Annotated in this window: 26 protein-coding genes and 1 tRNA gene; 14 read left to right on the top strand and 13 right to left on the bottom strand. The window is 52.8% G+C overall.

Annotated elements, in window-relative coordinates; translation table 11 throughout:
• Positions 1–65: 65 nt before the first annotated feature.
• Positions 66–1,211, top strand: coding sequence for a cephalosporin-hydrolyzing class C beta-lactamase ACT-65 (locus INF61_RS16180; protein WP_047726486.1), 1,146 nt, complete (start codon positions 66–68; stop codon positions 1,209–1,211).
• A 158-nt stretch (positions 1,212–1,369) separates the two neighbouring features.
• A complete protein-coding gene (locus INF61_RS16175) occupies positions 1,370–1,900 on the top strand; it encodes a lipocalin family protein (protein WP_023295791.1) in 531 nt (176 codons plus the stop codon).
• Here the strand turns inward: INF61_RS16175 and sugE are convergent.
• Positions 1,897–2,214 carry a quaternary ammonium compound efflux SMR transporter SugE gene (sugE, locus tag INF61_RS16170; protein WP_015572453.1) on the bottom strand — a complete coding sequence of 106 codons (318 nt, stop codon included), beginning with the start codon at positions 2,212–2,214 and terminating at the stop codon, positions 1,897–1,899. The genes INF61_RS16175 and sugE overlap by 4 nt on opposite strands.
• A gap of 262 nt (positions 2,215–2,476) precedes the next feature.
• On the opposite strand from sugE, the gene INF61_RS16165 reads away from it, so the two are divergent.
• A complete protein-coding gene (locus INF61_RS16165) occupies positions 2,477–3,076 on the top strand; it encodes a LuxR C-terminal-related transcriptional regulator (protein WP_047716192.1) in 600 nt (199 codons plus the stop codon).
• A gap of 37 nt (positions 3,077–3,113) precedes the next feature.
• Here the strand turns inward: INF61_RS16165 and ecnB are convergent, their stop codons facing one another.
• The 3 genes from ecnB to efp form a co-directional block, all read right to left on the bottom strand.
• Positions 3,114–3,260, bottom strand: coding sequence for a lipoprotein toxin entericidin B (gene ecnB, locus INF61_RS16160; protein ID WP_003855942.1), 147 nt, complete (start codon positions 3,258–3,260; stop codon positions 3,114–3,116).
• 108 nt (positions 3,261–3,368) lie between these two features.
• Positions 3,369–3,500: an entericidin A/B family lipoprotein gene (locus tag INF61_RS16155; RefSeq protein WP_015572451.1), complete on the bottom strand. Its 132-nt coding sequence runs from the start codon at positions 3,498–3,500 to the stop codon at positions 3,369–3,371.
• 57 nt (positions 3,501–3,557) lie between these two features.
• Positions 3,558–4,124, bottom strand: coding sequence for an elongation factor P (gene efp, locus INF61_RS16150; protein WP_003855940.1), 567 nt, complete (start codon positions 4,122–4,124; stop codon positions 3,558–3,560).
• 40 nt (positions 4,125–4,164) lie between these two features.
• Between efp and epmB the strand changes: the two genes are divergently transcribed.
• Positions 4,165–5,193, top strand: a complete 1,029-nt coding sequence (gene epmB / locus INF61_RS16145; RefSeq protein ID WP_045907410.1) for an EF-P beta-lysylation protein EpmB — start codon at positions 4,165–4,167, stop codon at positions 5,191–5,193.
• A gap of 65 nt (positions 5,194–5,258) precedes the next feature.
• Here epmB and INF61_RS16140 read toward each other — a convergent pair whose 3' ends face one another.
• A complete protein-coding gene (locus tag INF61_RS16140; RefSeq protein ID WP_003855938.1) occupies positions 5,259–5,612 on the bottom strand; it encodes a DUF4156 domain-containing protein in 354 nt (117 codons plus the stop codon).
• Positions 5,613–5,845: 233 nt separating this feature from the next.
• Here INF61_RS16140 and INF61_RS16135 point away from each other — a divergent pair, with 233 nt between their 5' ends.
• The 3 genes from INF61_RS16135 to iadA are packed head-to-tail and all read left to right on the top strand — an operon-like array spanning position 5,846 to position 8,125.
• Positions 5,846–6,493, top strand: a complete 648-nt coding sequence (locus tag INF61_RS16135) for a nucleoside recognition domain-containing protein (RefSeq protein WP_017694685.1) — start codon at positions 5,846–5,848, stop codon at positions 6,491–6,493.
• Positions 6,490–6,951, top strand: a complete 462-nt coding sequence (locus INF61_RS16130) for a YjiG family protein (RefSeq protein ID WP_015572448.1) — start codon at positions 6,490–6,492, stop codon at positions 6,949–6,951. Before INF61_RS16135 ends, INF61_RS16130 begins: the two co-directional genes overlap by 4 nt.
• 10 nt (positions 6,952–6,961) lie before the next feature.
• Positions 6,962–8,125, top strand: coding sequence for a beta-aspartyl-peptidase (gene iadA, locus INF61_RS16125; RefSeq protein ID WP_047726488.1), 1,164 nt, complete (start codon positions 6,962–6,964; stop codon positions 8,123–8,125).
• A 187-nt stretch (positions 8,126–8,312) separates the two neighbouring features.
• Here iadA and INF61_RS16120 read toward each other — a convergent pair whose 3' ends face one another.
• The 4 genes from INF61_RS16120 to INF61_RS16105 all read right to left on the bottom strand — a co-directional run bounded on the left by INF61_RS16120 (position 8,313) and on the right by INF61_RS16105 (position 13,417).
• Positions 8,313–8,615, bottom strand: coding sequence for a hypothetical protein (locus tag INF61_RS16120; RefSeq protein ID WP_193547914.1), 303 nt, complete (start codon positions 8,613–8,615; stop codon positions 8,313–8,315).
• Positions 8,616–8,679: 64 nt separating this feature from the next.
• Positions 8,680–10,326 carry a group II intron reverse transcriptase/maturase gene (gene ltrA, locus INF61_RS16115; protein WP_193547913.1) on the bottom strand — a complete coding sequence of 549 codons (1,647 nt, stop codon included), beginning with the start codon at positions 10,324–10,326 and terminating at the stop codon, positions 8,680–8,682.
• Between the two features lie 1,111 nt (positions 10,327–11,437).
• Positions 11,438–13,084 carry a chaperonin GroEL gene (gene groL, locus INF61_RS16110; protein WP_015572446.1) on the bottom strand — a complete coding sequence of 549 codons (1,647 nt, stop codon included), beginning with the start codon at positions 13,082–13,084 and terminating at the stop codon, positions 11,438–11,440.
• Positions 13,085–13,123: 39 nt separating this feature from the next.
• Complete coding sequence (locus INF61_RS16105) at positions 13,124–13,417, bottom strand: co-chaperone GroES (protein WP_003855929.1); 294 nt, start codon at positions 13,415–13,417, stop codon at positions 13,124–13,126.
• Between the two features lie 178 nt (positions 13,418–13,595).
• Between INF61_RS16105 and yjeH the strand changes: the two genes are divergently transcribed.
• Positions 13,596–14,843 (top strand): L-methionine/branched-chain amino acid transporter, encoded by a 1,248-nt coding sequence (gene yjeH, locus INF61_RS16100; RefSeq protein WP_047726489.1) that lies wholly within the window; start codon positions 13,596–13,598, stop codon positions 14,841–14,843.
• A gap of 23 nt (positions 14,844–14,866) precedes the next feature.
• Here the strand turns inward: yjeH and INF61_RS16095 are convergent, their stop codons facing one another.
• Positions 14,867–15,331: an FxsA family protein gene (locus INF61_RS16095; protein ID WP_003855925.1), complete on the bottom strand. Its 465-nt coding sequence runs from the start codon at positions 15,329–15,331 to the stop codon at positions 14,867–14,869.
• A gap of 335 nt (positions 15,332–15,666) precedes the next feature.
• On the opposite strand from INF61_RS16095, the gene aspA reads away from it, so the two are divergent.
• The 5 genes from aspA (at position 15,667) to INF61_RS16070 (ending at position 21,262) form a co-directional block, all read left to right on the top strand.
• Complete coding sequence (aspA, locus tag INF61_RS16090) at positions 15,667–17,103, top strand: aspartate ammonia-lyase (protein ID WP_003855923.1); 1,437 nt, start codon at positions 15,667–15,669, stop codon at positions 17,101–17,103.
• 116 nt (positions 17,104–17,219) lie between these two features.
• The gene (locus tag INF61_RS16085) at positions 17,220–18,521 is read left to right on the top strand and encodes an anaerobic C4-dicarboxylate transporter (protein WP_003855921.1); all 1,302 of its coding nucleotides are present in this window, start codon (positions 17,220–17,222) and stop codon (positions 18,519–18,521) included.
• Positions 18,522–18,634: 113 nt separating this feature from the next.
• Positions 18,635–18,958, top strand: coding sequence for a divalent cation tolerance protein CutA (gene cutA / locus INF61_RS16080; RefSeq protein WP_003855908.1), 324 nt, complete (start codon positions 18,635–18,637; stop codon positions 18,956–18,958).
• On the top strand, positions 18,934–20,637 hold the full coding sequence (locus INF61_RS16075) for a protein-disulfide reductase DsbD (RefSeq protein ID WP_193547912.1): 1,704 nt from the start codon (positions 18,934–18,936) through the stop codon (positions 20,635–20,637). Before cutA ends, INF61_RS16075 begins: the two co-directional genes overlap by 25 nt.
• A gap of 49 nt (positions 20,638–20,686) precedes the next feature.
• Positions 20,687–21,262 (top strand): transcriptional regulator, encoded by a 576-nt coding sequence (locus tag INF61_RS16070; RefSeq protein WP_017383972.1) that lies wholly within the window; start codon positions 20,687–20,689, stop codon positions 21,260–21,262.
• On the opposite strand, the gene INF61_RS16065 is transcribed toward INF61_RS16070, so the two are convergent.
• Positions 21,259–21,849 carry a LysE family translocator gene (locus INF61_RS16065; protein WP_193547911.1) on the bottom strand — a complete coding sequence of 197 codons (591 nt, stop codon included), beginning with the start codon at positions 21,847–21,849 and terminating at the stop codon, positions 21,259–21,261. The two genes, INF61_RS16070 and INF61_RS16065, sit on opposite strands and share 4 nt — an antisense overlap.
• A 37-nt stretch (positions 21,850–21,886) precedes the next feature.
• Entirely contained in the window at positions 21,887–22,732 is an 846-nt protein-coding gene (locus INF61_RS16060) for an AraC family transcriptional regulator (protein ID WP_193547910.1), read from the bottom strand.
• Between the two features lie 169 nt (positions 22,733–22,901).
• Here INF61_RS16060 and INF61_RS16055 point away from each other — a divergent pair.
• Positions 22,902–22,977: transfer RNA gene (locus tag INF61_RS16055), tRNA-Phe, on the top strand.
• Between the two features lie 595 nt (positions 22,978–23,572).
• Here the strand turns inward: INF61_RS16055 and INF61_RS16050 are convergent.
• On the bottom strand, positions 23,573–24,882 hold a 1,310-nt coding region (locus tag INF61_RS16050), incomplete at its 5' end, for a hypothetical protein (protein WP_193547909.1).

The following is a 24,882-nucleotide window of genomic DNA, read 5'->3' as shown; positions in this document are numbered from 1 at the left end:
CAACAGACTACGCCTGTCTGACGGGCCCGGACATCCCCTTGACTCGCTATTACGGAAGATTACTGATGATGAAAAAATCCCTTTGCTGCGCCCTGCTGCTCGGCATCTCTTGCTCTGCTCTCGCCACGCCAGTGTCAGAAAAACAGCTGGCGGAGGTGGTTGCGAATACGGTTACCCCGCTGATGAAAGCCCAGTCTGTTCCAGGCATGGCGGTGGCCGTTATTTATCAGGGAAAACCGCACTATTACACGTTTGGCAAGGCCGATATCGCGGCGAATAAATCCGTTACGCCTCAGACCCTGTTCGAGCTGGGTTCTATAAGTAAAACCTTCACCGGCGTTTTAGGTGGGGATGCCATTGCTCGCGGTGAAATTTCGCTGGACGATCCGGTGACCAGATACTGGCCACAGCTGACGGGCAAGCAGTGGCAGGGTATTCGTATGCTGGATCTCGCCACCTACACCGCTGGCGGCCTGCCGCTACAGGTACCGGATGAGGTCACGGATAACGCCTCCCTGCTGCGCTTTTATCAAAACTGGCAGCCGCAGTGGAAGCCTGGCACAACGCGTCTTTACGCCAACGCCAGCATCGGTCTTTTTGGTGCGCTGGCGGTCAAACCTTCTGGCATGCCCTATGAGCAGGCCATGACGACGCGGGTCCTTAAGCCGCTCAAGCTGGACCATACCTGGATTAACGTGCCGAAAGCGGAAGAGGCGCATTACGCCTGGGGCTATCGTGACGGTAAAGCGGTGCGCGTTTCGCCGGGTATGCTGGATGCACAAGCCTATGGCGTGAAAACCAACGTGCAGGATATGGCGAACTGGGTCATGGCAAACATGGCGCCGGAGAACGTTGCTGATGCCTCACTTAAGCAGGGCATCGCGCTGGCGCAGTCGCGCTACTGGCGTATCGGGTCAATGTATCAGGGTCTGGGCTGGGAGATGCTCAACTGGCCCGTGGAGGCCAACACGGTGGTCGAGGGCAGCGACAGTAAGGTAGCACTGGCGCCGTTGCCCGTGGCAGAAGTGAATCCACCGGCTCCCCCGGTCAAAGCGTCCTGGGTCCATAAAACGGGCTCTACTGGCGGGTTTGGCAGCTACGTGGCCTTTATTCCTGAAAAGCAGATCGGTATTGTGATGCTCGCGAATACAAGCTATCCGAACCCGGCACGCGTTGAGGCGGCATACCATATCCTCGAGGCGCTACAGTAAAACATTGCCGGGTGGCGCTGCGCTTACCCGGCCTACACAACGCGTGAACTTTGTAGGCCGGGTAAGGCGAAGCCGTCACCCGGCAAAACACCCTGCACAATCTCCCGCATTTTCCTTGCTGTCATCTACACTTAACAAAAAACAGTAAGGAAACTCCTATGCGCATTCTGCCTGTTATTGCCGCAGTAACAGCCGCGTTTTTAGTGGTTGCTTGCAGTTCCCCTACTCCTCCGCCTGGCGTCACGGTAGTCAGTAATTTCGACGCACAGCGCTTCCTCGGCACCTGGTATGAAATCGCCCGAATGGACCATCAGTTCGAACGGGGCTTAGAAAAAGTCACGGTCAGCTACAGCGCGATGGATGACGGCGGGATCCGGGTCATTAACCGCGGTTATAACCCGGATCGCCAGATGTGGCAGCAGTCAGTTGGTCAGGCCTATTTCACCGGCGCGTCTAACCGCGCGGCCATGAAAGTCTCTTTCATCGGCCCATTCTACGGCGGGTATAACGTCATTGCGCTGGACAGAGAGTACCGCCATGCGCTGGTGTGTGGGCCGGATCGCAACTATCTGTGGCTCCTCTCCCGCACGCCAACGATCTCGACGGAAATGAAACAGCAGATGCTGGACATAGCGACCCGGCAAGGGTTTGACGTGACGAAATTAATCTGGGTAAAACAGCTGCATTAGTGCGTACTGAGTTTTAACCCGATGATACCCGCGACGATTAACGCGAGGCTGGCGATACGCGCCAGACTCGCAGACTCCCCCAGCAGCAGAATGCCGGTAATGGCAGCTCCTACCGCGCCAATTCCAGTCCAGACAGCGTAAGCCGTTCCGACTGGCAAGGTTCGCATCGCCCATGACAGCATGACGATACTGACAATCATTGCGGCGATAGTGATGACGCTGGGCGTCAGGCGGGTAAAACCGTGGGTATATTTCAGGCCAATTGCCCATACCACTTCGAGCAAACCGGCAATAACAAGAACGATCCAGGACATATCAGGCTCCTTAACTTAACGACAAGTTGGGGCCGTCCCCGATGAATGAAGCGCTTACGGGTCGTCCCGCAAGGCTGAGGTTGCGCCTTATATTTTGGTTAGCATGGAATTTTTTTTCAAACTTTTTCTGCTGAACACGTTAAGGCAAGAAATAGCCTCAGTAAGGCACGGAGTTCAGGCATTTATGACTCATCCGACTTCTCTATGATGATAGGCTTTCTGATGGCAGGAAGCCAAACCACTAGCCGACTGCGAAAATTATATGTTCAAAATTCTTTTGATTGACCGTTGTCACTTCACCCGCACGGGATTTGAAGCCTGGCTCAATCATTCAGACCTGTTTTCGGGTCATTTCGTCGTAACCGGGGTAAATAATCTTTTCCTCGCCAGAGAGCATATCCTGCAATGGAAACCTGCGCTGGTCATCGCTGATTTATCGGGCTTCCGGCAGGATTTACACCATTTTCAGCAGCTATCTTCCCTGCTTATTGCCAGCGAAACATTGCCTTTTATTATGCTGCAATCGGGGCAGGAGCAGGCGATGACAGATTATCTGGCGCAGTTCCCGATATGGTCTTCACTTTCCAAAAATACCGATCTGGAAAAACTGGCGGCGGTGATAAACGACGCGCTAACGACATGCGTAAGCGCGGAGCTTCCGGAAATGGCGGCACCGTTACTGACGCGTCAGGAAGAGAGAGTACTGACCCTGTGGATGGATGGTGCGAGCAACCAGAAAATTGCCAGCAATCTGCGCATTAACGGAAAAACGGTGTATACGTACAAACGCAATATCCGCATGAAGCTGCATATGGATACGCGTTACTCCCCGTTTTTATCGCTACAGGAAGTGGAAAATTGACGGTACGGTGAAGTTAGCTGCCGTACCGTCGCTTTCATTAGTTCTGAGCTTTAGTTGCTGCGCCAGAAATCGCGTTACCACCGTCGGAGATATCTTCCCCTACGCCACGGGTGGTGTTACATGCAGTCAGTACCGAAGAAAGCACCAGAACAGAAAAGATCGCTGCAATTGTTTTCTTAACCATAATATCTTCCTTTTATAGCCAAAGTTATTTTGTGTATAGCAACTTAAGAATAGACAAGATCTTGTCGTTTGACGGAAAAGGAAGAATTTTTAGGAAAATTAGACGGAATTAGCTGGCCGCATGGGAAATGATATGGCCGAGATCCTGAATATCTTCGCCCACGCCACGCGCGGTGTTGCAACCGGAGAGAATTGCGCTGGAGAACGCTAACAGAAGCAGAATTTTAACGGTACGTTTCATCTTCCCTGCCTGCAAAATCAGGCGCAGCGGGCGCTGCGCCTTTAATCATGACGTAAATTACTTCACGCGGGATACGTATTCGCCGGAGCGGGTATCCACTTTGATCACTTCACCGATCTGTACGAACAGTGGCACTTTAACCACCGCGCCGGTAGACAGGGTGGCAGGCTTGCCGCCAGTACCTGCGGTATCACCTTTCAGACCTGGATCGGTTTCAACGATTTCCAGCTCAACGAAGTTCGGAGGCGTAACCGCGATAGGCTGACCGTTCCACAGAGTAACGATGCACTCAGCCTGATCCAGCAGCCACTTGGCGTTGTCGCCAATCGCTTTCGCGTCCGCAGACAGCTGCTCGAAGGTTTCGTTGTTCATGAAGTGCCAGAACTCACCGTCGTTGTACAGGTAAGTCAGGTTCATATCGACAACATCAGCGCCTTCAGCGGAGTCAGTAGATTTGAAGGTTTTCTCAACACGGGTACCGGTCAGCAGGCGGCGCAGCTTAACGCGTGCGAATGCCTGGCCTTTACCTGGTTTAACGAATTCGCTGGCTTCAACCGCGTACGGTTCGCCGTCCATCATGATTTTAAGACCAGCACGAAAATCGTTGCTATAGTACGTTGCCATAAGGCCCTCTAAATTTGTTAACTGGTAGCTAAGCCACAAAATGGCGCATATTGTAACCCTAAACACCCCGTCCAGAGAAGATTGGTTATCGCAACTTGCCGATGTAATCACCAGTCCTGATGAATTGCTGCGTCTTTTAGACCTCGAACAGCACGAAGCGTTGCGTGCAGGTCGTGAGGCGAAGCGCCTTTTCGCCCTGCGCGTTCCCCGCGCGTTTGTTGCCCGAATGGAAAAGGGTAACCCTGATGATCCATTATTAAAACAAACCCTTACCTCTCAGGATGAGTTTATTACCGCCCCCGGATACAGCACCGATCCGCTGGAAGAGCAAAACAGTGTCGTACCGGGTTTGCTGCATAAATACCGTAATCGCGCCCTGCTGCTGGTTAAGGGCGGTTGCGCGGTAAATTGCCGCTATTGCTTCCGTCGCCACTTCCCGTACGCCGAAAATCAGGGCAATAAACGCAACTGGCAGGTGGCACTGGACTACATCGCGGCGCACCCGGAGCTGGATGAAATCATCTTTTCCGGCGGCGACCCGCTGATGGCAAAAGATCATGAGCTGGACTGGCTGTTGACTCAGCTTGAGACCATCCCGCACATTAAGCGTCTGCGCATTCACAGCCGTTTACCGATCGTCATCCCGGCGCGTATCACCGACGCCCTGGTCACGCGCCTGGAGCAGTCCCGTTTGCAGGTGCTGCTGGTGAACCATATCAACCACGCAAATGAAATTGACGCGCACTTTCGTGCGGCGATGGCGCGTATGCGAAAGGCAGGCGTGACGCTGCTCAACCAGAGCGTATTACTGCGCGGCGTGAACGACAGCGCCCGCGTGCTGGCCGATCTCAGCAATGCCTTATTTGATGCGGGCGTAATGCCCTATTACCTGCATGTTCTGGATCGCGTCCAGGGCGCGGCGCACTTCATGGTGACAGATGAAGAGGCCCGGAAGATTATGCGCGAGCTGTTAACGCTGGTTTCGGGTTATATGGTGCCGAAGCTGGCACGTGAGATTGGCGGAGAGCCGAGTAAGACGCCGCTGGATTTGCAGCTGCGGCAACAGTAAAAAGGCAGGTGGCGCTACGCTTACCTGCCCTGGAGATAAAGCGGCAGCGCCATCAAAAAGTTATATCAGTTCGGGCACTTATAGACCTGGCCGTTCATCTGGCTGGCGGTTGGCACAAAGCTGGACAGCATCCCCTGCGTCGGGCTGCTCACCCCGTAAATCACATTGCCGCCCATTGCCGCAGCCTGATTACGCAGGGCATTGGCCGCACCGCGCATAGAGCCGCCCTCTTCGCCGTGCTGCCCCGACATCCAGTTGCTTTGCTCGCCAGTGGCGGTGCCTAACAGCTGGCATTCGCTGCCCGGCTTATCTTCCACAAAGCGAACGCTCTGGCCCGCTGCCGTCAGCTCATTGCTGGTGCTACAACCCGCCAGCAGCAATGCTGCACCTACAATCCCTGCACAGACTTTTATGCGCATGTTATTCCTCGTTTTCAATAAGCTGGACAGTAGTTGTCCGCGTGTAAACCTTATACTAAAAAGATGACCAAAAGAAAAATGCTGAGCATTTCTGCGAGCCAGATTCCGCTGGCACTCCTCCGACATCTTAAATGAATTCTGATAATAACCTTTGGGATATCGTGTTTTAGCCCCCGATCGTTTTTAGTGATGCGACGTACAACTTTTGTACGCTACTCAAAAAAGGGGGTTTCATGAGTGCATCATCCTCAGGAGAGGAAAAAGTAACCTGGGTGGGCTATCTGGCGTTCGTGCTCACCATCGTATTTTTCTCAGGTTTTTTCGCCAAAAGTACCGAATGGTGGCGCGTGCTGGATTTTACCGTCCTGAACGGCAGCTTTGGACCGGTGAACGGCGCGCTGACGTTTCGCGGCGAGGGCGGCACGGGAGCGAAAGACGGTTTTTTATTTGCCCTTGAACTGGCGCCCTCGGTCATTTTATCGCTCGGGATCATTGCCGTTACCGAGGGGCTGGGCGGGCTGCGCGCCGCACAACAGCTCATGACGCCCATTCTGCGCCCGCTGCTCGGCGTGCCGGGCATCTGCTCTCTGGCGCTTATCGCCAACCTGCAAAATACCGATGCAGCCGCAGGGATGACCAAAGAGTTGACTGACGAAGGGGCGATTACTGACCATGAACGCGCCATTTTCGCCACCTTCCAGACCAGCGGTAGCGCCATTATTACCAACTATTTTTCTTCTGGTGCCGCACTCTTTACCTTTATTACCGTCCCGGTGATCACGCCGCTTGCCGTCATTCTGGTGTTCAAATTTGTTGGCGCGAACTTCCTGCGACTGTGGATCGCCCACATGGAAGTTCGCCGCGTTCAGGAGGAAAAATGATCGCCCAGCCGCGTAAAAATATCATGGACCTGTTTATCGATGGCGCCCGCCGCGGCTTTACCATCGCCACCACCAGCCTGCTGCCGAACGTGGTCATGGCGTTTGTCATCATTCAGGCGCTCAAGGTAACCGGCCTGCTGGATATTGTCGGCAGGGTATGCGAGCCCATCATGGCCCTGTGGGGACTTCCGGGTGCGGCGGCAACGGTTCTTCTGGCCTCGGTAATGAGCATGGGCGGCGGTGTGGGGGTCTGCGCCAGTCTGGTCGCTGCCGGCACGCTCAACGGTCACGATGCTACCATCCTGCTGCCCGCCATCTATCTGATGGGTAATCCGGTGCAAAACACGGGCCGTTGCCTTGGCACCGCAGGCGTCAACCCGAAGTATTATCCGCACATCATCACTATCTGCGTCATTAACGCCCTGCTCTCAATGTGGGTGATGCAGCTACTCTTCTGAGGAGATAAAAATGGATTTTTCAGTGCTGGAACCTCACCTTTTCCGCAATGCGCAGCTTTACGCTCCCGAGGATCTTGGGCATTGCGATCTGCTGATTGCCGGAGGAAAAATCGTCGCAGTCGAAAAAGCGGGCCACGCCACAACGAGGCCAGACTGTCCTGAAAGCGATCTCGCCGGAGCGGTGGTTTGTCCGGGGTTTATCGATCAGCATGTACACCTGATTGGCGGCGGCGGTGAAGCCGGTCCCCACACCCGGACGCCAGAGGTGCGATTGTCTGCGCTGGTGGCGGCTGGCATCACCTCCGTTGTTGGCCTGCTGGGCACCGACGGCGTGACCCGCCATCCCGAGTCGCTGCTGGCGAAAACGCGGGCGCTTGAGCATGAAGGGATCAGCGCGTGGATGCTGACAGGCGCGTATGGCCTGCCTTCTCCGACGATTACCGGCAGTATCGAAAAGGATGTGGCGCTGATTGATAAAATCATTGGCGTGAAATGCGCGATTTCCGACCATCGCTCTTCCGCTCCGGCAGATGACCAGCTCGCGAATATGGCCGCCCAGTCACGCGTCGGCGGGCTGCTGGGCGCCAAAGCGGGGATATCCGTGTTTCACCTCGGCAACAGCCCGAAACTGCTGGAGCCGCTGCTTAACATCCTGAATAACGCCGACGTGCCCCGTACGAAGCTGCTGCCAACTCACGTCAACCGCGCCCAGGCACTGTTCCACGCCGCACTGGACTATGCCCGCGAAGGGGGGTACATCGACATCACCACCAGCATCAGCGAGCCTGTTGATGCCGCCACCGCTATCGCGACGGCCCGTGAAGCACAGGTGCCGTTTAACCGGCTCATGCTCAGCTCGGATGGCAACGGCAGCCAGCCGAATTTTGACGCAAATGGTAATCTTGTTGGCATTGGCGTGGCGGGATTTGAATCCCTGCTTGAGACGCTACAGCAGCTGGTCGGCCGGTATCACCTGCCGCTGGAGGAGGCGCTTCTGCCGTTTACGCGTAACGTGGCAGAATTTCTCGGCCTGGAGCATAAAGGGCGGATCGCGCCCGGATGCGATGCCGACGTCCTGGTGCTGACCGATGATCTTAAGATCCGCGAGGTCTGGGCGAAAGGCCGCCAGATGGTGAGTGGAGGCGTTGTGTGCGTGAAAGGCACGTTTGAGTAGAAGACAATAAAAAACCCCGGGCATTGCTGCCCGGGGTTCGTTCTGAGAGGTTCAGAACAACATGATGTCGGGTAGCAGGAGCACATTACTGTGCCCCCGCCCCCTAAGAACCGTACATGCAAGTTTCCCCGCATACGGCTCAAGCCTTTATAAGCCCGCACTACTGTTTGGGCCGACAACGTTATACTCAATCATCATCTCGCATTTTATCGCTACAGTAATGGCAGCAATCTTCTGCATGGTCACCTGATTCAACAGCAGCTTTGATAGCATCCGTCATTTCTCTTCGGGAAGAGAAAAGGTTGCCAAATTCTCCTTTGCTGAATTTAGTGTTACCAAGCTTATAAGCTTCTTCAATGTCTTCAGAACCTTGATATACCGTAGCATCACATCTTTCGCAGCGTTCTAGAACACCTGCTGAGATAGCGATATCGGTAGCGACATTGAATTTATCCTGCTCATTTTCCATGTGACGTTTAACAATGCTCACGTTCCACTCCTATCAAGGTATAAAACCCCATGTTAGTTGTGGTCCTAATGACTGTCGAGTGAATTTAAGCGTGTACCAATCGATGACAGTTTGGATGCAGCATCATTAAATTATCGATTTCATCACCGCCACCATCTACCCGTCTGATAATGTGATGGACATCCCAATCATCATTATCTCTGAATATCTGGTGACAGATCGGACATCGATGGCCTTGTCGCTCCCATATCAACCGCAGTTTTCCGTGCTGTAACCTACTTTCTTTCCAGCGCTTAACTTGCCGCTGTTCAAAATACATCTCGTCAACCGGATCGTATGGATTAGCTTCGGACCTGATTTTAATGTGACGTTTAATCGGGATATCTTTGCAGGACACTAACCTTTGCAGGCCGTTATCCGCATCGATACTCTGGAATACCCAGTTTTCGCTACCGACTGAGTGAAAATACTTCTGTTTCACCCAGTACTTGTTGCGATTACCGTGACGACGGCATGACCAGCGCCAGAGCAACTTCCAGACGCGATAGTCGATATAGCTAAACGTTTCTTTGGCAACAACATGACAGTGATAATTCGCCCAGCCCCGTAGTACTGGGTTGAGTTGCCTTATCAAATCACCTTGTTTTGAAGCCGCATTACGTTTCACTATTTGCCGGACTTTCTGAAGATGGTTACGCAATCCCTTGGCAGCAGGCTTTATCAGCATTTTTCCGTGGTACTTGCGCACGTTCTGCCCCAGAAAGTCGAACCCTTCGGAAATATGCGTTATCACCGTCTTTTCAGGTGATAATTGCAGCCCCCGTTCCGCCATAAAGGCTTCAACAAGAGGTTTGATTTCATTCTCAAGTAACTCTTGCGAGATACCCGTGATGATAAAATCATCTGCATAACGCACATAATTGACCTTGGTTTTATAACTGGCTTTGGTGTTTTTCTTCCCAAAATGGGCTTCTAACACTGCTTCCAGTCCATCCAATGCCATATTCGCCAGTACGGGGGAAATAATGCCCCCCTGTGGTGTACCAGCTTCCGTTGGGTATAACCGACCAGATTCCATGAATCCCGCTTTTAGCCATTTACCGAGTACCTGTTTATCCAACGGAATGTTGGCAAGTAACCAGTCGTGGCTGATATTGTCAAAACACCCTTTTATATCGCCTTCCAGTACCCATTCCGCGGAGCTTTTACGACTGAGATTAACAAAACATTGCTCAATCGCATCTGCCGCTGAACGCGCCGGACGGAAGCCATAACTGTTGCGATCGGCCGTAGTTTCCGAGATGGGGTCAAGTGCCAGCAGGTATAACGCCTGCATCGCTCTGTCTTTCATCGTCGGTATGCCAAGAGGGCGGCATTTGCCATTGCTCTTGGGTATGTAAACTCGCCTTAACGGAGACGGTTTATAACCTGTCCGTTTTAGCTGGCCTATCGCCTGCCATTTACTTCCGGGAGTGTTCCACAACTGGCGATCCACTCCGGCTGTCTTTTTGCCTCGATTTTCGGTAACCCGCCTGACAGCCAGTGCTTTGGCTGCAAACGAGTGCGTCAGCATCCTTTGCAGGGCTTTTACCCTGTGCCAGCGCCTCTGCTCCGTTGCCTTTGCGATTCGTATCTGTAGCCCTCTGACATGGCGGTGAACCTGACCCCAATTGATACGGTGCCAGTTCTCCGCCTTGCCGGAGGACGCAGATACGCTAACTAACGTACTCATCTTGCTACCCTCCACTGTGCTTTGTTAAGAAAGCCCGGAGCGGTAACAGATAGACAGCCCCCTGCGGGAGTGTCATCGGCTCCCGCAGGGGTAAGATTAGAGGCGCTGACTACCGCCCTAAATCTCTTTCTGTCACGTTAGATTGCTTTACATTACTGCACACAATTAAAGACCAGTCGGAAGTCTGCCCCGTTTCCGGTGGAGGAACCTTTAACCCCCTATCCATTCCATTACAGAATGACATTCGCTTTCTCCAACCTCCTTTACCCGCATTTTCAACAGTTCGTCTTACGACTCACCTGCCACGAGGGCAAAAATACGGGCTTACCGAGTTCCATACTAATGACACGAATCACTTAGGTTCTGCCTATACACCGAAGATCTAATGGCAACGTATTCCCAGATGTAAAAGGAATAGCCGACCTTGTACCTTTTGGTCGCAGCATATCAGTAGCTTTTGCTGCTTGCGGCTGACGGTGCTTATGGCAGTTCACTTAACGTTAACCCTATGATCCAGCCTTGCCTCTCATTCACCTACTACTAGCGAAATCCATTGTTCACCTCACGGTGAAACAACACCCGAATAACAGGGAGTACGTTGTCAGAGCGCTCTCACACCCCACCATTACTGGTGACGCGCTGCTCCTAGGCTACTGTTAGTTGCATAACAGGTCTGTCTCTGCACCAAACATATATACAGTCAGACAATCATCAGCACAGCTTCACACCGGTAGGTGCTAGTGCGCATAATTTAGATAAAGGCGATGTTAGCCCCGCTGCATCACAAACCCATCGATAGCGGCTTGCTTCGGCGTGCACCTTTCTTGACGTTAAATAGTTTTAAGCAGTTTAAGTATTTGTTTGAAAATCAAACAATTTAAAAAGATAAAATATTTAAACAGATTAGAACGGATACTGACTTTAAAGTCGCATCCAGAGATTAGCCTTCGCTTTGCGAAGGGCCAATGTTCCGGATGAATTTAAAGTCCGGAACATCGGACATTTATCACATTTATGCTAATTCAGCGGGAAAATAGTGAACGTATACAGTCGCATACGTTCACTACGGAAGTAGTCCGCTCGGCTAGCTACCTACACGACTCTCGTCGCACTACATCATGCCGCCCATGCCACCCATGCCGCCCATACCACCAGCAGCACCTAAGTCAGGCGCGTCGCCTTTAGGCAGGTCGGTCACCATGCACTCGGTCGTGATCATCAGACCAGCTACAGATGCCGCGTATTGCAGTGCAGAACGGGTCACTTTAGTTGGATCCAGGATACCGAAGTCGATCATGTTGCCGTATTCTTCAGTTGCCGCGTTGTAACCGTAGTTACCTTCACCCGCTTTCACGTTGTTCGCAACCACAGACGGCTCTTCACCGGCGTTGGACACGATCTGACGCAGAGGAGCTTCCATCGCGCGCAGCGCAACTTTGATACCCACGTTCTGGTCTTCGTTCTGAGCAGTCAGGCCAGCCAGTTTAGCGGCTACACGCACCAGCGCGACACCACCACCAGCAACCACGCCTTCTTCTACCGCAGCACGGGTCGCGTGCAGGGCGTCGTCAACGCGTGCTTTCTTCTCTTTCATTTCAACTTCGGTAGCCGCACCGACTTTGATTACCGCTACGCCGCCTGCCAGTTTCGCTACGCGCTCCTGGAGTTTTTCACGGTCGTAATCGGAAGTTGCTTCTTCGATCTGCTTACGGATCTGACCAACACGGCCCTGAATAGCAGCTTCTTCACCCACACCGTCGATGATGGTGGTGGTGTCTTTGTTGATCACAACGCGTTTCGCCTGGCCCAGGTCTTCCAGGGTCGCTTTTTCCAGCTCCATACCGATCTCTTCGGAGATCACGGTACCGCCAGTCAGGGTAGCGATATCCTGAAGCATCGCTTTACGACGATCGCCGAAGCCAGGTGCTTTAACCGCTGCCACTTTCACGATGCCACGCATGGTGTTAACCACCAGAGTCGCCAGCGCTTCGCCTTCAACGTCTTCAGCAATGATTACCAGCGGCTTGCCTGCTTTCGCAACGGCTTCCAGCACTGGCAGCATTTCGCGGATGTTGGAGATTTTCTTGTCAGCCAGCAGGATGAACGGGCTTTCCAGCTCAACAGCGCCAGTTTCTGGCTTGTTGATGAAGTATGGAGACAGGTAACCGCGGTCGAACTGCATACCTTCAACCACGTCCAGTTCGTCTTCCAGACCAGTACCGTCTTCAACGGTGATCACGCCTTCTTTACCGACTTTATCCATCGCTTCAGCGATCAGTTTACCTACGGTTTCGTCGGAGTTAGCGGAGATAGTACCAACCTGAGCAATGGCTTTAGAGTCAGAGCACGGTACGGACAGCGCTTTCAGTTCTTCAACAGCAGAGGCGACAGCTTTGTCGATACCACGTTTCAGATCCATTGGGTTCATGCCCGCAGCAACGGCTTTCAGGCCTTCGGTGATGATCGCCTGCGCCAGTACGGTCGCGGTGGTGGTGCCGTCACCGGCAGCGTCGTTCGCTTTAGAGGCAACTTCTTTCACCATCTGTGCGCCCATGTTTTCGAACTTGTCTTCCAGCTCGATTTCACGTGCAACAGAAACACCATCTTTGGTGATGGTTGGCGCGCCGAAGGATTTGTCCAGCACTACGTTACGGCCTTTCGGGCCCAGAGTGACTTTCACTGCGTCTGCCAGTACGTTTACGCCGCGGAGCATTTTTACACGAGCGTCGTTACCGAATTTTACGTCTTTAGCTGCCATGTTCTTATTTCCTCAAATTCGTACAGTTTCGTGCGTTAATTACGCTTCAACAATTGCCAGAATGTCGCTCTCGGACATGATCAACACTTCTTCATTGTCGATCTTCTCGGATTTCACGCCGTAGCCATCGTTGAAAATGACGATGTCACCAACTTTAACGTCCAGTGGCTGCACAGTTCCGTTTTCCAGGATGCGGCCCTTACCGACAGCGATGATTTCGCCACGCGTTGATTTTGCTGCTGCTGAACCGGTCAGAACGATGCCGCCAGCAGACTTGGTTTCAACTTCTTTACGTTTGACGATCACACGATCATGTAACGGACGAATACTCATTGATAGCTCTCCTTTGAGAAAGTCATTATCAGTTATGGATGACGCCGGTCCGCATGCGGTTTTCCGGCTAGTGCCCTGAGAGATGGGGATAGCTTTTTACCCCTTCAAGGGGTAATCGAAAAAAAATTTGCGAAAGTGTTACCATCCACTCTCTTTTGATGGTCGCGGGACGAGGTAAATGAGTGGACTCAGGCAGGAGTTGGGGCTGGCGCAGGGCATTGGCTTACTCTCAACGTCTTTATTAGGCACGGGGGTATTTGCGGTTCCCGCGCTGGCGGCGTTGGTTGCCGGCAATAACAGTCTTTGGGCATGGCCGGTGCTGATCGTGCTGGTGTTTCCGGTGGCGATTGTCTTTGCCATACTCGGGCGGCACTTCCCGAGCGCAGGCGGCGTAGCGCATTTTGTCGGCATGGCGTTTGGGCCGCGAATGGAGCGCGTCACCGGCTGGCTATTTTTGTCGGTAATACCCGTTGGCCTTCCGGCAGCCCTGCATATCGCAACCGGCTTCGGACAGGCGCTGTTTGGCTGGCACGATGAACAGCTGCTGCTGGCTGAACTCGGTACGCTGGCGATTGTCTGGTGGGTAGGCTCGCGCGGGGCCAGTTCCAGCGCCAATCTGCAAACGCTGGTCGCCGTGTTAATTGTCGCGCTGATCGTCGCCATCTGGTTTGCGGGTGACATTACCGTGGCGGATATTCCTTTCCCCGCGATTAACGACATCGACCACGCACAGCTTTTCGCTGCACTATCCGTCATGTTCTGGTGTTTCGTCGGTCTGGAGGCGTTCGCTCATCTGGCATCCGAGTTTAAACAGCCCGAGCGTGATTTTCCCCGCGCCCTGATGATTGGCCTGCTGCTGGCGGGTACCGTGTACTGGGCCTGTACCGTACTGGTGCTGCACTTCAACGCGTTCGGTGAAGAGAAAGCTGCCGCCGCGTCGCTGCCGGGCATCGTGGTGCAGCTGTTTGGCGTTAAGGCCCTGTGGGTAGCCTGCGTGATTGGCTATCTCGCCTGCTTTGCCAGCCTCAACATCTATATTCAGAGCTTCGCCCGGCTGGTGTGGTCTCAGGCACTTTATAAACCGGATAGCCCCCTCTCACGCCTGTCAAAGCGTCAGCTTCCGGTGAATGCGCTGAATAGCGTACTGGGCTGCTGCGTGGTGAGTTCTCTGGCCATTTATCTCCTCGACATCAACCTTGACGCGCTGATTGTCTACGCCAACGGTATTTTCATCATGATCTACCTGCTGTGCATGCTGGCGGGCTGTCGGCTACTGAAAGGACGCTTTAAGGCGCTGGCGGCTGTCGGGTGTGTCCTGTGCCTGATGCTGCTGGCGATGGTAGGATGGAAGAGTGTGTACGCCATCGTCATGCTGGCGGGGCTGTGGGTGTTTTTACCGAAGCGGCAAGATCCGCAGGCCCGGTGAGCGAGCGCCACCGGGCCACAAACTCACCGATCGTCTTTATGATCTAACCGGTCGCGCTGCTCATCCTTACGCTGATATTCCCCTTCAAAGGTATCCCCCGGGCCGGTGCTGAAACCACCGCCTGGCATACGGCTGAAACGCAGGTGCGGCAGCAGCTTCATGGTCAGATGCTTCTGCACCGGCGGCAACAGCAACAGCAGGCCGAGGAAGTCGGTGAAGAAACCCGGCAGGATCAGCAGCAGGCCAGCAATAATCAGCGACACGCTTTTGATCATCTCGGCTGCCGGGCTTTCGCCTGCGGCCATCTTCTGCTGCATTAACAGGAAATTTTTGAAACCCTGATTGCGCACCAGCGACATGCCGATGACGGAGGTGAAGATCACCAGAATCAGCGTCAGCAGGACGCCCAGCACATGGGCAACCTGAATGAAAATCGAAATCTCAATGTAAACATAAAGAAAGAAAGCAATAAATGGTATCCAGCGCACTGGCATCTCCTGTGTGGCAGGTGCCTTCAGGCCCCTGACTGAATGTGTTCGCGAAGCGCGTAGATAAGAAATGGTGACGGTTAGCCAAAATTCAATCGGTTTGCACGGATATTTTTTCTGGAAATATTAAAGCGGTGACATATTTCACAGATTAATAATTATCATGAAATCGGGTCGATAATAAGTGATCCAGCTTACGGCAATTCGCTATCATCAGCATATGATCTCGAACATCTGGCCGATTGAGGGAATAATCGTCGGTCATAAAATATTCAAAACCACATATATACTGTGTGTTTAGTACAATCCATCGGCAGCTTGAAAAGAAGGTTCACATGTTAAACAACATTCGTATCGAAGAAGATTTGTTGGGTACCAGGGAAGTTCCAGCGGATGCCTACTATGGTGTTCACACTCTGAGAGCGATTGAAAACTTCTACATCAGCAACAGCAAAATCAGCGACATCCCTGAATTTGTGCGTGGCATGGTGATGGTAAAAAAAGCCGCGGCTCTGGCGAACAAAGAGCTGCAAACCATTCCTAAAAGCGCTGCAAATGCGATTATCGCCGCGTGCGATGAGGTGCTGAACAACGGTAAATGCATGGATCAGTTCCCGGTTGACGTCTATCAGGGCGGCGCGGGCACCTCCGTCAACATGAACACCAACGAAGTGCTGGCAAACATCGGCCTGGAGCTGATGGGTCATCAGAAAGGTGAATACCAGTACCTGAACCCGAACGACCACGTTAACAAATGTCAGTCCACCAACGACGCCTACCCAACCGGCTTCCGCATCGCGGTGTATGCCTCTGTCGTTAAACTGGTCGACGCGATTAATCAGCTGGGCGATGGCTTCCAGCGTAAAGCCGTAGAGTTCCAGGACATCCTGAAAATGGGCCGTACCCAGTTGCAGGACGCGGTGCCAATGACCCTCGGACAGGAATTCCACGCGTTTAACGTGCTGCTGAATGAAGAGACGAAAAACCTGCTGCGCACCTCCGAACTGTTGCTGGAAGTTAACCTGGGCGCAACCGCCATCGGTACACGCCTGAACACGCCAGATGGCTATCAGCAGCTGGCAGTACAGAAGCTGGCTGAAGTGTCCAACCTGCCGGTTGTGCCTGCGGAAGACCTGATTGAAGCCACCTCAGACTGCGGCGCCTATGTGATGGTACACAGCGCCCTGAAACGTCTGGCGGTGAAACTGTCCAAAATCTGTAACGACCTGCGCCTGCTCTCCTCCGGTCCGCGCGCTGGTCTGAATGAAATCAACCTGCCAGAGTTGCAGGCGGGTTCATCCATCATGCCAGCTAAAGTGAACCCGGTGGTGCCAGAGGTGGTGAACCAGGTGTGCTTCAAGGTTATTGGTAACGATACGACCGTCACCATGGCATCCGAAGCCGGTCAGCTCCAGCTGAACGTGATGGAGCCGGTGATTGGCCAGGCAATGTTTGAATCTATCCATATTCTGACCAACGCCTGCTACAACCTGCTGGAAAAATGCATCAACGGCATCACCGCGAATAAAGAAGTGTGTGAAGGCTACGTCTATAACTCCATCGGCATCGTCACCTACCTCAACCCGTTCATCGGCCACCACAACGGCGATATCGTCGGGAAGATTTGTGCCGAAACCGGTAAGAGCGTGCGTGAGGTGGTTCTCGAGCGAGGATTGTTGACCGAAGCCGAACTGGACGATATCTTCTCCGCCCAGAACCTGATGCACCCGGCATATAAAGCGAAACGATATACCGATGAAAGCGAACAGTAACCGTTCAGGCTAAGCTTCCGAAAGGCACGTCACTTGTGACGTGCCTTTTTTCTTTATGGGCGTTACCAAAACACAACAATTCAATATCAACTTGTTAATGAGCAAGGCAGGTCTTTATGTTTGGAGCAGAACTCGTCATCGTCCTGTTGGCGATTTATTTGGGCGCACGACTCGGGGGTATCGGCATCGGTTTTGCTGGCGGTCTCGGAGTGCTTGTACTTACCCTGATCTTTCAGATTAAACCCGGCGCAATCCCTTTTGACGTTATCGAAATCATCATGGCGGTTATTGCTGCTATCGCGGCTATGCAGGTCGCAGGCGGTATGGACTACCTGGTGAGCCTGGCGGAGCGAATGCTGCGTCGCCATCCGAAATACATCACCTTCCTTGCCCCACTGGTGACCTGGTTTATGACCATTCTCGCCGGTACCGGCCACACCGCTTTCTCCACGCTGCCGGTAATCACCGAAGTGGCGAAAGAGCAGGGTATTCGCCCGTCTCGCCCTCTTTCTATTGCCGTGGTCGCCTCCCAGATTGCGATTACCGCCTCGCCCATTTCCGCGGCGGTGGTCTTCTTCGCGGGTATCCTTGAGCCGATGGGCGTAAGTTACCTGACGCTGCTGGCAATCTGTATTCCGGTCACGCTGATTGCGGTAATGATCACTGCCGTACTGTGTAACTTCCTCGGTGCCGAGCTGAAAGACGATCCGGTTTACCAGGAGCGTCTGGCAAAAGGTGAAGTGAGCCTGCGCGGTAGCCAGGTCTTCGAGCTGAAGCCGCATGCAAAACGCTCCGTGCTGCTGTTCCTGATTGGTATCGTCGCCGTGATGTTCTACGCCACCGCCATCAGCGATACGGTAGGTCTGATCCAGAACCCGGTTCTGCCGCGTAACGAAGCCATTGTGGTGTTTATGCTGACCATCGCGACGCTGATCAGCATCACCTGTAAAATCGACACCAGCGAAGTGCTGAACGCCAGCACCTTCAAATCCGGTATGAGCGCCTGCGTGTGCGTGCTGGGCGTGGCGTGGCTCGGCGATACCTTTGTGAAAGCGCACATCAGCGATATCCAGACCGTTGCAGGCGACCTGCTGCACAACTATCCGTGGCTGCTGGCAGTAGTGCTGTTCTTTGCCGCGACGCTGCTGTACTCCCAGGCTGCGACCACCAAAGCGCTGATGCCTGCGGCACTGATGCTGGGCGTAACGCCGCTGACGGCGATTGCCTCTTTTGCAGCGGTTTCCGCCCTGTTCGTTCTGCCCACCTACCCAACCCTGCTGGCCGCGGTTGAGATGGATGACACCGGCTCAACCCGTATTGGTAAATACGTGTTTAACCACGCGTTCCTGATCCCGGGCGTGGTGGCGATTACGCTCTGCGTGATCCTCGGCTTTATCATCGGCGGCATTGTGCTGTAAACGATTAGCCGTTGTAAAAATAGTTAAAAACGGGCCGCTCTGCGGCCCGTTTCATTAATGACCAACCGCCTTGCGTGATATAGTGAAGACTTTCGTGATGAGGAGGTCGACTTGTGAACACGCCTGATGCTGTTGTTGTACTGTGCACCGCCCCTGATGAAGCTTCTGCCCAGGATCTGGCCGCCAAAGTGCTGGCCGAAAAACTGGCTGCCTGTGTCACACTTCTTCCCGGTGCCACCTCCCTTTATTACTGGGAAGGTAAGCTGGAGCAAGAGTACGAAGTCCAGATGTTGCTCAAAACCAACCTGACAAACCAGCAGGCGCTCCTCGACTGCCTCAAGTCTCATCATCCATACCAAACCCCGGAGTTGCTGGTTCTGCCAGTGGTCCACGGCGATAACGATTATCTCTCATGGCTCAACGCTTCATTACGCTGATCCTGCTGCTGTGCAGCACGTCAGTTTTTGCCGGGTTGTTTGACGCACCCGGCCGTTCGAACTTTATTCCTGCCGACCAGGCGTTCGTTTTCGACTTTCAGCAAAACCAGCACGATCTCAGTCTCACCTGGCAGGTGAAAGAGGGTTACTACCTCTATCGCAAGCAGGTCAGCATCACGCCGGCAAAGGCGAATGTCGGCGCATTGCAGATGCCCGCTGGCGAGTGGCACGAGGACGAGTTCTACGGTAAGAGTGAAATTTATCGCCAGCGCTTAAGCGTGCCCGTCACGGTGAATCAGGCGGATAAAGGCGCCACATTAACGGTCACCTATCAGGGCTGCGCCGATGCGGGATTCTGCTACCCACCTGAAACAAAGGTCGTTCCGCTTAGCGAGGTGAAAGCGGCTGCCTCCCCTCTCCCCTCAGGGGAAATGGCCAGGGTGAGGGGTGAAGGCGTAGCCGCTTCAGACCTTCCGTTCTCAGCGCTTTGGGCGTTATTGATTGGTATCGGCATCGCCTTTACGCCCTGCGTGCTGCCCATGTACCCGCTTATCTCTGGCATCGTGCTGGGCGGTAAACAACGCCTTTCCACTGCCCGCGCGCTGGTGCTGGCCTTTATCTATGTGCAGGGCATGGCGTTAACCTACACGGCGCTCGGCCTCGTGGTCGCCGCTGCCGGGTTGCAGTTCCAGGCCGCCCTTCAGCACCCTTATGTGCTTATCGGTCTGTCAGCGGTGTTTATTCTGCTGGCGCTGTCGATGTTTGGCCTGTTCACCCTGCAACTGCCTTCTTCCCTGCAAACGCGTCTGACGCTGATGAGCAACCGTCAGCAGGGTGGCTCTGCGGGCGGCGTGTTCGCCATGGGTGCCATCGCCGGGCTGATTTGCTCCCCCTGCACCACCGCGCCGCTGAGCGCCATCCTGTTATACATTGCCCAGAGCGGCAACCTGTGGCTCGGCGGCGGCACGCTGTACCTCTACGCGCTCGGCATGGGCCTGCCGCTGATCCTGGTGACGGTGTTTGGCAATCGTCTGCTGCCGAAGAGCGGCCCGTGGATGGAGACGGTGAAAACCGCGTTTGGTTTTGTCATTCTGGCGCTGCCGGTATTTCTGCTGGAGCGCATCATCGGTGATGTGTGGGGTACGCGTCTTTGGGCGATGCTCGGCGTGGCCTTCTTCAGCTGGGCGTTTATCGTGAGTCTGGGGGCGAAGAAACCGTGGATGCGCCTGCTACAGATCCTTCTGCTGGCGGCCGCGCTGGTGAGCGTCCGTCCGCTACAGGACTGGGCGTTTGGCACCCCGGCAGGTCAAACGCAGGCTCATCTGAATTTTATACAGATTAAGAATGTGGATGACCTTAACCGCGCCCTGGCGCAGGCGAAAGGCAAACCGGTCATGCTCGATCTCTACGCCGACTGGTGCGTGGCCTGCAAAGAGTTTGAAAAATACACCTTCAGCGATCCGCTGGTACAACATGCGCTGAGCGATACCGTTCTGCTCCAGGCGAACGTTACCGCCAACAGCGCGCAGGATAAGGCTCTACTGAAGCAACTTAATGTGCTCGGGCTGCCTACCATCCTGTTCTTCAATGAACAGGGGGAAGAACAGCCGACGCAGCGTGTAACCGGGTTTATGGACGCGACGACATTCAACGCGCATTTGCGCAATCGCCAACCGTAAACAACACTTTAGACGGGACAAACCGTTGGGAATAGCGGAGGAGATAACCGTGCAACGCGAAGACGTACTGGGACAAGCCCTGCAATTGCTTGAGATTCAAGGGATCGCCAGCACCACGCTTGAGATGGTCGCCGACCGTATCGATTACCCTCTGGATGAACTTAAGCGCTTCTGGCCGGATAAAGAGGCGCTGCTGTACGATGCCCTGCGCTATCTCAGCCAGCAGGTGGATATCTGGCGCAGGCAGCTGATGCTGAATGAAGAGCTGACCACCGAGCAAAAGCTGCTGGCGCGCTATACCGCACTGACGGAGTGTGTAACCAACAACCGTTACCCAGGCTGTCTGTTTATCGCCGCCTGCACCTACTATCCGGATCCCGGACACCCCATCCATCAACTGGCAGATCAGCAAAAACGTGCCGCGCACGAGTTCACACACGAGCTGCTGACCACACTTGAAGTGGATGATCCGGCAATGGTCGCGAAGCAGATGGAGCTGGTGCTGGAAGGTTGCCTGAGCCGCATGTTGGTGAACCGTAGCCAGGCGGATGTGGATACGGCGCACCGTCTGGCGGAAGATATTTTGCGGTTCGCGCAGTGTCGTATGGGTGGTGCTCTGACCTAAGCCAGCATTCCCGTCCAGGCGGAAATAAACAAACACAGCGCCATCGCGCGCTGAAATCGCACCATCGCCACGGTGGTGCGGAAAATCCGGTTCACCGCCTTCCCCAGCCACGCCCAGCACAACAAACAGACCACGGAGATCGCCAGAAACCATAGCGCCATCAGCGCAATATCCCGAAATGCATGGTCGCTTGCCGGAGCAAACAGGCTGGCAACTGCCAGCGCCATCATCCACGTTTTTGGGTTTACAACCTGTAATAACGCCGCCGCCCGCGCGGTAAAGCGGACATGGAGTCTGGAGGAGAGATTCGCGGCCGGGGCGCTAAACAGCTGCCAGCTCATCCAGGAAAGCCACAGCACGCCCGCCCAGCTCATTAACTGACGTATCAGCGGATATTGACGTAACACTTCTCCTGCCCCTGCGCCTGAAACCAGAACAATAGCGCTGGCGGCAATACACCCGCCCAGGATCGCAGGAACCGTATTTTTTACGCCAAAGTGCTGACTGTTAGCCAGTACCAGAATATTGGTTGGCCCCGGTGTAATCGAGGCGACAAATGCAAACAGCAGGAAGGGTAATAAATTCACAGGTGACTCCTTTTTTATTAGAGCCACGAATGTGCCGTTATTTTCTGGAAACGTCTGGAAGGTTTGTGCACAACCGACGGTAGTGTGCCGGAGAAATACGGTATGCCCGCTGGAACCAGCGACCAAGATGGCTTTGATCGGCAAAACCCACTGCCGCCGCAACATCAACAGGCAGTTCCCCACACGCCAGCATCTGTCGGGCCTTTGCCAGGCGCAGCTGGATAAGCCAGGCGTGCGGTGCCAGGTGAAATTCGCTCTTAAAACAGCGGGTGAGCGTAAAGCGGTCCGTACCCGTCTCACGGGCAAGGTCTGACAGCCCCACGTTCTCGCCGATATGCGCATAGAGATAGTCGCGGGCACGATGCGCCACGGCGGAGCTTTGTAACTGCAACGGGAGTTTCTTACGCCAGTGGCAGTGGGCAGTGATCTGAGAGAGCAGGTTATCCATTGTGCTCTGTTGGACGATCTTCATTTCATCGTTATGCAAAGAGGCAAATGTATCACCGATAGCGCGCACCAACTGAGGCTCTCGCGTCAGCGTTTGGGCAAAGTGGAGGGTGTAGCTCCCGGGAGTAGAGTCGTACAGCCCTTGAAGCGTACGGGTGAGCCAGTGTTCATCCAGATAAAAGGTCAGATAAGTAAAGCCCCCCTCTATCGGCGCATCACCGTCATGGATCTCCCCGGGCTCAAGTAAAAAAGCATCGCCCGGCTGGCTACGGTGGCGTTCACGGCGACAGTGGAACTGCTGGGTTCCGGAAAGGGTTATTCCGACCAGATAGCTATCATGCCAGTGGGGATCAAAGGCATGTCCTTCGAAATGCGCCTTAATTGTCTCAATACCTGTTTCTGCATGCTGACGCAGCTCAAGCCAGTCGTTTGCCATACTGCCCTCCTCTTACCGTCAGCATTGTCACATCTTGCCTGAACTGTCTGGAAGATTTGTGCAATTCCAGGGCACAAACGGACAGATTGCCGCAAACTTAAGCAGTTGAACAGCTTTTCCCGAAATAATGTTGACGATCGCGCGCGATTGCGGTTTAATGCGCTCCGTTGCCCGGATAGCTCAGTCGGTAGAGCAGGGGATTGAAAATCCCCGTGTCCTTGGTTCGATTCCGAGTCCGGGCACCACTATTCATAAGGCCTCGCTGCAAAGCGGGGCTTTTTCCTTTCTTAGCTACGGTAGATTTCTGGTCGTTGCAACACGTTATTTGTTTGCTGGATTTCTCGCCATTTTCGCAGATGTTCGTTACTTTTACACACCTCAACACCCTCTGATGTGTCTCTTCCTTACCCCACTGCTGCGGTCTTTCTACGGTCCTCTACGGTTCCTTTCTCTAAGATTATTCATAATGAAGCAGAGAATACGGGGGAAATGGGGGATTTCATAATTTACTTTATTTAACAACAAATTACCTTCCATTACCCCCGGGGGAAGACCGGGGAGACTCCTCTTCAGGCAAGGGGGAAAAACTCAGCGTTATCAACTCCCCTTGTCAGTCGGGTGTTTCCACCATCTACTCCACCTGTAATATTCCTGTTTTTCACCTTATGATTCTTCGCATCAGCAAAATCCCCCGCTTTCCACGTCATTAAAAAATGACTCAGCCCCATCGGAATTCCTTACCTGAACATAAACTTTGAACTGTAATACTTACATTAAACAATGTGTATTACCGATTTAAAATAGACTTAATCCAGCCCCTTATAAAGGGGCTAGATTTTGTTAGAAAATAATATTACTTATATCAGAAATAGCATTCAAAGATCCTCTATAGTCGCTCCCTGTTTTAGGAAGAATGTAAGAGTATCTGGAATCACCATTATATACTATCTTCCAATGTTTACCTTCCTCAGACAACTCAAACCCAAGTTCCTTAAGCTGCCTTGACGTTGCCTTATCCATACTCCTGTAGCCATTAAGTGCTCTTTTCAAATGAGTTTGACGCGAATTTGCTTCCATGGTTTGAGGGTTGTTGGAAATTAAAGAAGATAATATATGATTACTTCGACTGCCCTCTTTCGTATTCACAATAGCAACCTTCAGAGCTTCTATTATTACATCTTTGATCTCACCATTGAAAAAGTCAGTTTCTTCCCCTGCATTCATTACTATACTTCCTTGAGCTGAAGCTTGTGATTGAAGCATTCGAACACGATATTCTAAAGATAATATATTACTTTTGAGTTCTTCTATTGTTTCATCTTTTGCAACATTATCGGCCTCATACAAACCCATCAATTCACTTGTGTATTCACCTCTAATCTTAAGAGTATTAATAGAATCCTTAGTTCTTCTTTTTTGTATTTCACTCCATCCCCCCTCAGAGACGGGAGCCATTGTAGATGTAGCTTTTACGACATAATCAAATAATTCATCTTCAAACTCCTTCGCTGTTTTCTCACCCCGACGGTAAAAGGAGATATTTTGTCCTCGCGGCCAGTAAATTCCGACTGCACCTGCGTAAGCATTTTTAGAATTTGTCTCATTTTTTAGTTTTATTGAAAACATTTTCTCACGTGGTTCAATTAGAACATGAGCTATGCCACACACCTTTCTTGCTAATCGCTCAGGAATAATGTTATGAGGATGTTCATTGTAAAAATATTTCGAACTGACATAGATTATTGGCAGCCTGTTTTCAGTTTCTCCATTGATAACTTTTGCCGCCAACTTTAAATGCTCTTCAGAATTCGAAAGGTAATCAGGTTCTATTGATGTTTTGAAGGCATCATCCAAACCACCAGAAAATTTATCTATCAACCTAATTACTATCAAAGGTTTTTTAGGTTGAGGTGCTAAATATGCAGCCTCCTGACTAACCACACTTGATTCAACTTGGATCCATACCGTATTATTTATTAAGTTCTTATTTACAGATATATCAGTCACCCATTTGTGTGGTTCGGAAATTTTTGAATATCTGAAGCAACCTAACTGAACATCTTGGTTGCCATGAGTAATTACATCAATCCTTTCATTACTTGACTCTACATAAAAATCTTCACTAAGATAGTCACACGTTAATTGTGCAG

The organism is Enterobacter cloacae complex sp. P18RS (genome assembly GCF_014982105.1).
Taxonomy (GTDB): domain Bacteria; phylum Pseudomonadota; class Gammaproteobacteria; order Enterobacterales; family Enterobacteriaceae; genus Enterobacter; species Enterobacter hormaechei_C.
The sequence above is the reverse complement of the archived record's forward strand: the minus strand, read 5'-3'. Positions and strand labels throughout refer to the sequence as shown.

What these genes read in the sequence shown, in the direction of transcription:
- INF61_RS16180 (WP_047726486.1), top strand. Translation starts at nt 66, where the DNA reads ATGATGAAAAAATCCCTTTGCTGCGCCCTGCTGCTCGGCATCTCTTGC.
- INF61_RS16175 (WP_023295791.1), top strand. Translation starts at nt 1,370, where the DNA reads ATGCGCATTCTGCCTGTTATTGCCGCAGTAACAGCCGCGTTTTTAGTG.
- sugE (WP_015572453.1), bottom strand. Translation starts at nt 2,214, where the DNA reads ATGTCCTGGATCGTTCTTGTTATTGCCGGTTTGCTCGAAGTGGTATGG.
- INF61_RS16165 (WP_047716192.1), top strand. Translation starts at nt 2,477, where the DNA reads ATGTTCAAAATTCTTTTGATTGACCGTTGTCACTTCACCCGCACGGGA.
- ecnB (WP_003855942.1), bottom strand. Translation starts at nt 3,260, where the DNA reads ATGGTTAAGAAAACAATTGCAGCGATCTTTTCTGTTCTGGTGCTTTCT.
- INF61_RS16155 (WP_015572451.1), bottom strand. Translation starts at nt 3,500, where the DNA reads ATGAAACGTACCGTTAAAATTCTGCTTCTGTTAGCGTTCTCCAGCGCA.
- efp (WP_003855940.1), bottom strand. Translation starts at nt 4,124, where the DNA reads ATGGCAACGTACTATAGCAACGATTTTCGTGCTGGTCTTAAAATCATG.
- epmB (WP_045907410.1), top strand. Translation starts at nt 4,165, where the DNA reads ATGGCGCATATTGTAACCCTAAACACCCCGTCCAGAGAAGATTGGTTA.
- INF61_RS16140 (WP_003855938.1), bottom strand. Translation starts at nt 5,612, where the DNA reads ATGCGCATAAAAGTCTGTGCAGGGATTGTAGGTGCAGCATTGCTGCTG.
- INF61_RS16135 (WP_017694685.1), top strand. Translation starts at nt 5,846, where the DNA reads ATGAGTGCATCATCCTCAGGAGAGGAAAAAGTAACCTGGGTGGGCTAT.
- INF61_RS16130 (WP_015572448.1), top strand. Translation starts at nt 6,490, where the DNA reads ATGATCGCCCAGCCGCGTAAAAATATCATGGACCTGTTTATCGATGGC.
- iadA (WP_047726488.1), top strand. Translation starts at nt 6,962, where the DNA reads ATGGATTTTTCAGTGCTGGAACCTCACCTTTTCCGCAATGCGCAGCTT.
- ltrA (WP_193547913.1), bottom strand. Translation starts at nt 10,326, where the DNA reads ATGAGTACGTTAGTTAGCGTATCTGCGTCCTCCGGCAAGGCGGAGAAC.
- groL (WP_015572446.1), bottom strand. Translation starts at nt 13,084, where the DNA reads ATGGCAGCTAAAGACGTAAAATTCGGTAACGACGCTCGTGTAAAAATG.
- INF61_RS16105 (WP_003855929.1), bottom strand. Translation starts at nt 13,417, where the DNA reads ATGAGTATTCGTCCGTTACATGATCGTGTGATCGTCAAACGTAAAGAA.
- yjeH (WP_047726489.1), top strand. Translation starts at nt 13,596, where the DNA reads ATGAGTGGACTCAGGCAGGAGTTGGGGCTGGCGCAGGGCATTGGCTTA.
- aspA (WP_003855923.1), top strand. Translation starts at nt 15,667, where the DNA reads ATGTTAAACAACATTCGTATCGAAGAAGATTTGTTGGGTACCAGGGAA.
- INF61_RS16085 (WP_003855921.1), top strand. Translation starts at nt 17,220, where the DNA reads ATGTTTGGAGCAGAACTCGTCATCGTCCTGTTGGCGATTTATTTGGGC.
- INF61_RS16075 (WP_193547912.1), top strand. Translation starts at nt 18,934, where the DNA reads ATGGCTCAACGCTTCATTACGCTGATCCTGCTGCTGTGCAGCACGTCA.
- INF61_RS16060 (WP_193547910.1), bottom strand. Translation starts at nt 22,732, where the DNA reads ATGGCAAACGACTGGCTTGAGCTGCGTCAGCATGCAGAAACAGGTATT.